General features: G+C 54.4%; 5 protein-coding genes. 1 reads left to right on the top strand and 4 read right to left on the bottom strand.

Annotated elements, in window-relative coordinates; translation table 11 throughout:
- Window positions 1–177: 177 nt before the first annotated feature.
- The 4 genes from araH to ACFFLD_RS04055 form a co-directional block, all read right to left on the bottom strand.
- Window positions 178–1,188 (bottom strand): L-arabinose ABC transporter permease AraH, encoded by a 1,011-nt coding sequence (gene araH / locus ACFFLD_RS04070; protein ID WP_386042997.1) that lies wholly within the window; start codon window positions 1,186–1,188, stop codon window positions 178–180.
- 80 nt (window positions 1,189–1,268) lie between these two features.
- Window positions 1,269–2,762, bottom strand: coding sequence for an L-arabinose ABC transporter ATP-binding protein AraG (araG, locus tag ACFFLD_RS04065; RefSeq protein ID WP_386042998.1), 1,494 nt, complete (start codon window positions 2,760–2,762; stop codon window positions 1,269–1,271).
- Window positions 2,763–2,801: 39 nt separating this feature from the next.
- Complete coding sequence (locus ACFFLD_RS04060; RefSeq protein WP_386042999.1) at window positions 2,802–3,809, bottom strand: arabinose ABC transporter substrate-binding protein; 1,008 nt, start codon at window positions 3,807–3,809, stop codon at window positions 2,802–2,804.
- 105 nt (window positions 3,810–3,914) lie between these two features.
- On the bottom strand, window positions 3,915–5,144 hold the full coding sequence (locus tag ACFFLD_RS04055) for an aldose epimerase family protein (protein WP_386043000.1): 1,230 nt from the start codon (window positions 5,142–5,144) through the stop codon (window positions 3,915–3,917).
- Between the two features lie 169 nt (window positions 5,145–5,313).
- On the opposite strand from ACFFLD_RS04055, the gene ACFFLD_RS04050 reads away from it, so the two are divergent.
- Complete coding sequence (locus ACFFLD_RS04050; protein ID WP_386043001.1) at window positions 5,314–6,255, top strand: LysR substrate-binding domain-containing protein; 942 nt, start codon at window positions 5,314–5,316, stop codon at window positions 6,253–6,255.
- Window positions 6,256–6,392 lie beyond the last annotated feature (137 nt).

Raw genomic sequence — 6,392 nt, 5'->3', positions numbered from 1 at the left:
CGGGAATGCCCTGGTTTTTCATCCAACTGCGATACATAAAACCGTTCTTGTCGGCGGTGCCAAACCACTGGGCAGAGCGTAAGGGCGGCTTGCGATCAGGCATAGGAATTCTCCTTACCAACCGGGAAAAGGCGGTAATAAAAAGGGTGATGTTAGAAAGAGTTGGTGACGTAAACGTCAGGCCCGCTGACGACGGGTCTGTTTCCAGCGATCAAACATCACTGCCAGCAGTAGAATCGCGCCACGCACCAGGTATTGGTAAAAGGTCGGTACGTTTAAAAGCCCCATGGCATTCTGCACGCAGCCCATGATCAGCACGCCCACCACCACACCGGTAATGGTGGCAACGCCACCCGATAGAGCGACCCCACCCAGCACACAGGCAGAAATAACAGCCAGCTCCAGGCCCATCGAGGTATTGGGATCGCCCAAGCCCATCCGCGAGGCCAACAGCACACCGACAACGCCAGCCACAACACCTTGCAGGCCAAAGACAATAATTTTGAGGCGACGGACATTAACACCAGCAAGCGCGGCCGCTTCAGAGTTGCCGCCAGTAGCCAGCACGTTGCGTCCGAAGGCGGTCATATTGAGCACCACGCCAAAGATCACGAAGCAAGCCAACATGGTCCATACCGGCAGCGTCAGACCGAGAAACGAAGCACTGCCAAGATCAAAGAAACCCGCCACAGTAATCATCACCGCGTCGCCACCGGAGGTAATGTAGGCAAGCCCGCGTACGAACTCCATCGCCGCTAACGTCGCAATCAGCGAGTTAATGCCAAATTTGGCAATCACAAATCCGTTAAAGACCCCCACAGCGCCGCCGGCGACAATGCCGCCGATAACGCCCATAAACACACTGCCGGTGCTAGTAGTAACGACCGCAGCCACCACGCCAGCAAAGGCCACGATGGAGGCCACCGATAGATCCACTTCACCGAGCGCCAATACCAGCATCATGGTCGTTGCCAAGCTGCCAATCAGCGTAATCGACAACAACAACCCGACCATATTACGCCCAGTCAGAAAGTCGGGGATGAGCACCGCCAGCATGATAAACAGCAGTAAAAAAATCGCGATCAGCCCTGACGTATCCAGTAGCGTACGTAGCGGCTTGATAAGCCCTTGCCGTCCCTTTGGGCGCGCAGGCGCGGTCTCGCCTTGAGTTACATTGTTAGTGGTCATGGTGTTTGTCCTGAAGCAAGGTTCTTAAGTGCTTATGTTCTTAAGTACTTATGTTCTGAAAACGCTTATTCTTTAACTGCTTAGGCTGGCAACGCCAATCCCAGCAGGCGTTCTGGAGTGGCCAACTCACGGGGCACTACCTCGATTAACTCGCCATCGCGCATCACGGCGATGCGGTCGCAAATAGAGCTGACTTCAGCAAGGTCGCTGGAAATCACCACGACACTTTTACCCTGTTCGGCCAGGTCATAGAGCAGAGAATAAATATCGCGCCGCGCGCCCACGTCGATTCCGCGGGTCGGCTCATCCATCACGAAAAGATCGATCTCTTCGGCAAGCCAGCGCGCCAAGATGACCTTTTGCTGATTTCCTCCTGACAGCTTGCCGATCGGTGTCCGGGGCCCTGGTGTCTTGACACTCAACTGCTGGATATACGCTTCGGCATTGCGCCGCTCGCGCCCTGGGTGACGGAAAAGCCCCCAACGTTTAAAAAAACGCCGGCAGCTGATGTTGAGATTATCGGCCACACTTGCCACCGGGAAGATACCTTGGGATTTACGGTCTTCCGGACACATGGCGATACCGGCGCGGATCGCCTCTCCGGGGCTCTTGAAACGCCGTACTTCGCCATTAAAGTTCACACTACCCGCTTTTGGAGATTCAACGCCGCACACCAGCCGCAACAGCTCGCTGCGCCCGGCACCTACCAAACCAAATAATCCGAACACTTCCCCCCGCTTGACGGAAAAACTTACCGGCGCCTTTAGGCCACGCCCTTGTATGCCCTCAACGTTCAAGATCGTGTCGCCGTGTTCGCGTGCACGGTAGCCATAAACATCATCAATATCGCGCCCCACCATTTCACTCACCAAGAGGTCGTGATTCAGCTCGGACATGTCTTCATGGGTGCGAATATGCTGGCCGTCGCGGAAGATAGTGACCGCATCGCACATTTCAAACACCTCTTCCATGCGATGGGTTACATAGAGCACCACCCGCCCCTCATCGCGCAGACGTTTGACGATGCGTTTGAGTTGACGGGTCTCCTGGATAGAGAGACTACTGGTCGGTTCATCAAAGGCGATGACCTTGGCGTCGCGCAGCAGGGCACGACCAATCTCGATCATCTGCTGCTGGCCGATAGAAAGCTCGCGCACCTTGGTCGAGGGATGGATTGCCTCTTCGCCCAGATCGGCCAGTATCGTCAACGCTTTTTCGCGTAGCTGCCGACGATTAACAAACCCGTGTTGGGTCGGCAGTTGACCCAGCAGCAAGTTCTCGGCCACCGACATGTTGGGAGAAAGCGTCAACTCCTGATAGATGATGGCGATCCCTTCCCGCAGCGCCTCACGAGCATTACTGAAGACGTGCCGCTGACCGTTAATCCAGAGCGCGCCTTCGGCCACCCGGTTAACGCCACTCAATACCTTGAGCAGAGTGGATTTTCCCGCGCCGTTCTCGCCCATGAGGGCATGTACCTGGCCGGCGTGAGCGGCAAAGCTCACGCCATCCAGCGCACGCACGCCGGGGAAGACGACACTAATAGCGTCGAAACGTAGATATGGATCAGACATACTTGAGTACTCCCGCGGCTCGCCTGCTATCGATAGTCGTTACAGGCCGAGCTGTTCACGTACATCTTGCCAATTTTCGCGGGTCATCAAGACGCCGGAGGTTTCGGTATTCGCTGGTGGCATCTTGTCTTCGGCTATCCAACGGTAGAGGTCTTCTGCCGTCTGGCGACCGTGCATGGTGGAGCTAACCGCTACCGTGCCGTGAAAGCCGGTCGGGTTATCGCGCGAAAATTCCGCAAAGGCCGCGCCTGATCCATTGATGCCCACGCCAATCACATCTTCCGGGGCTAGGCCGTACTGTTCGGTGGCTCTTACACCGCCGAGCACGCTCTCCTCATTGAGGGCATAAATGATCCAGTGCTCGTAATCACCGTTCTGGGACAGCACTGGCGAGGCCGCCGAAAAGGCGCTCGCGGTATCGCTGTTTTGCTGGGGTGCGTCAAAGATATTGCCTTCGGGGAACCCAGCCTCAAGCAGGGCTGCGGTGGCGCCATCGGTACGCTCTACCGCCGTAGGAAGCTCATTATTAGTGATACGCAGTGCGGCAACATCTTCAGGATTCCAGCCACGGGCGTCCATTTCGGCGGCAATCGCGTCACCCACTTGGCGGCCAATCTTGGTGCCCGACATACCCAGATGCGGTACATCCACCATGGGCTCGCCGCTAGCGATAACAAATTGATCATCGACGGTCATCACTTTCATGCCGTACTGTCTGGCGCGATTCATGATAGCGGGCCCCAGACGTACATCGGGCGGGCAGATCACAAACCCTTGTGCGCCTTGGGCATAAAGGTTATCAATTGCACTGAGCACCTCTTGACCATCTTCGCCACCCAACCTGACCACTTCGAAACCAAGCTCTTCGCCTGCCTCGGTAGCCGCCTGTTGCTCATTGATAAACCACGCTTGTTCCGGCTTTTTAACGATAAAGCCAATCTTCACATCGTCATCTTGTGCGTGTACTGACCCCAACGATGCCAGCATGATGGCACTGCCGAGTGCTAAACGCGTAAACGTCGTGGATAGTGTCGTTGTTATAGACATTGTCGTACTCCTGGAAAGTTAGCGGTTATTGTTATTAATAGTTTCGTTTGTTGTTGGTTTGAATGTTTCTGAAGCGAAATATTTTTGATGCGAATCAGCAACGAATTATGATCCAAACGCCTCCTGAGCGGCAAAACGGTATACCGTGCGTGAACGATAAGTTTCGCCAGGTTCCAGAATGGTGCTGGGAAATGCCTCCTGATTCGGGGAGTCGGGATAGTGCTGCGTTTCCAGGGCAAACCCAGAACGGTGCTCATAGGATTGGCCCTGCTTGCCGGTCAGACTGCTGTCAAGAAAGTTACCCGAATAGAACTGGATGCCTGGCTCGGTGGTGGATACTTCCACCATGCGGCCACTTTGTGGTTCCCACACCTTAGCGGCCAGGACGAGTTCATCCGAGGCTGCGTTATCGCGAGCGAGTACAAAGTTGTGGTCATAACCGCCCCCATAGGAAAGCTGCTCGTTATCTTGCTCAATGCGTTCACCAATGGGAGTCGGCTGGGTAAAATCAAACGGCGTGCCTTCCACCGAGCGAAGTTCACCTGTGGGAATCAGCGATTCATTGACCGGTGTAAAGGCATCCGCATTGATCATTAGCTGATGATCAAGAATCGTGTCGCTGCCCTCACCTTTGAGGTTGAAGTAACTGTGCTGAGTAAGATTGACAGGGGTGGCCTTGTCGGTCGTGGCTTGATACTCCACCTCCAGCTCGTCATCATCGGTCAAGGTATAGGTGACCTGGGTCTCAAGTTTGCCGGGGTAGCCCTCCTCACCATCTTCACTGGTATAGCGCAGCACTAACCCCGAGCCGTCCTCATTCTCAAAAGGCTCAGCCTCCCACAGCACCTTATCGAATCCTTTATCGCCGCCGTGCAAGTGGTTATCGCCATCGTTGGTGGCTAATGTATAGGTATCGCCGTTGAGGGAGAACTCACCATTCGCGATACGATTGCCGTAGCGTCCAATGATGGCGCCAAAATAGGGGTTAGCCTGGCGATACTCCTCAGAGAGATACGTCTCAAGAGAGTCAAAACCGAGCACGATATCGTCGAATTCCCCTTCTACATTGGGAGTTTTCAACGACACGATAATGCCCCCGTAGTTGATCACCTTCAGCTCAATACCGTTGGCATTGGTGAAGTGGTACAAATCAACCTGACGGCCATCCGGCATGCGGCCAAACGCCGAAGTTTGAAAACTAGCGGCCTCATCATTGTGGCCGCTTTTCTCGGCATTGCTCTGTGCAAGTGCGGAACTGGTCATTAGCGCCATGGCGATAGTACTCAACAATAACGGCATTCCACTTTTTAATGGGTAGGAATAGATAAGAGGCATGCGTTTCCTCCTGGAGGCTTACTTTTGTTGTTAGTTTGTTGTTGTTCCGTCGGCATCTTTTACGCCGCTACCGCTTGTACAGTAGAGAATTCCGGCATAACCAACCAATATACAAACGCATCACTATCGATATACTTCTAGCTATCAATAACAACGCAAGGCTTATCCCATGGGCGTTCTCGGCGAGAACTGGTTTTTAGATGTACGACTAAAGTTGCGCCATTTTCAGCTATTTTTAGCGCTGGAGGAGCAACAAAATCTTCATCGTGCTGCTAATCAACTCGATATGAGCCAACCTGCCGCGTCAAAGCTTCTCAGTGATCTGGAAACCAATCTAGGTATCCGTTTGTTTGACCGTCATCCCCGTGGCTTAACCCCCAATTGGTATGGCGAGATCATGATTCGCCACGCGCACAGTGTACTATCAGCGCTACACCACACTGGCGAAGAGTTAAACGCGTTCGGCGAAGGCAGCGCCGGCACTGTGACCGTCGGCACCGTCATGGCCCCGGCGGTCACCCTGCTCACCAGCGCGATTGAGCGGGTACACCGCGAACGACCAGGGCTAAAGATCAGTGTGGACGTAGATGTCAGTAAGGTGCTTGTGCCGCGCCTACTGGAAGGCGAACTGGATTTTGCGATTACACGCATCCCAGCAGGTGTCGACGCCGAGCGCTTTGTATTTGAAGAAATTGGTGAGGAAGAACTCTGCTTTGTATGCCGCAAAGGGCATCCACTCACTGAGAAAACCCCATTGAGCCTTGCCGATATGGCAACCTTCCCATGGTCACTACAGCCCGCCGGCGCACTGATGCGACAACGGGTCGACAGCCTGTTTCTTCATCATCAGGTCGCCCCGCCCCGCCAGATCGTGGATACCGCCGATCTATTGCTTTCGCTCGCGCTGGTCGACAAATCCGATACCATCACGGTGACTACCCGTGAAGCGGCTGATCTACTCTGCACACCGCAACGTTTTCACCTGCTGCCGTTTAGTGAAACGCTCAGTGTCCAGCCTTACGGCTTGGTAAGCCTACGCCACCAGCGACTCTCTCCCGGTGCAGCGGCACTGATGAGCACCCTGCGCGATATCATTGCGCAGGGTGGTTAATAATGAATCACGGTAAGCCGAACGGTTAATGCGAATGGCGCGGCACATCGGATCCACGGCAACCAACTAAAAAGTCGAAATCACAGCCTTCGTCCGCCTGAAGTACCCGCTCGATATACAGCTGACGATAGCCGCCC

It is taken from the genome of Vreelandella sulfidaeris (assembly GCF_042429665.1).
GTDB lineage: Bacteria > Pseudomonadota > Gammaproteobacteria > Pseudomonadales > Halomonadaceae > Vreelandella.
The sequence above is the reverse complement of the archived record's forward strand: the minus strand, read 5'-3'. Positions and strand labels throughout refer to the sequence as shown.

What these genes read in the sequence shown, in the direction of transcription:
- araH (WP_386042997.1), bottom strand. Translation starts at nt 1,188, where the DNA reads ATGACCACTAACAATGTAACTCAAGGCGAGACCGCGCCTGCGCGCCCA.
- araG (WP_386042998.1), bottom strand. Translation starts at nt 2,762, where the DNA reads ATGTCTGATCCATATCTACGTTTCGACGCTATTAGTGTCGTCTTCCCC.
- ACFFLD_RS04060 (WP_386042999.1), bottom strand. Translation starts at nt 3,809, where the DNA reads ATGTCTATAACAACGACACTATCCACGACGTTTACGCGTTTAGCACTC.
- ACFFLD_RS04055 (WP_386043000.1), bottom strand. Translation starts at nt 5,144, where the DNA reads ATGCCTCTTATCTATTCCTACCCATTAAAAAGTGGAATGCCGTTATTG.
- ACFFLD_RS04050 (WP_386043001.1), top strand. Translation starts at nt 5,314, where the DNA reads ATGGGCGTTCTCGGCGAGAACTGGTTTTTAGATGTACGACTAAAGTTG.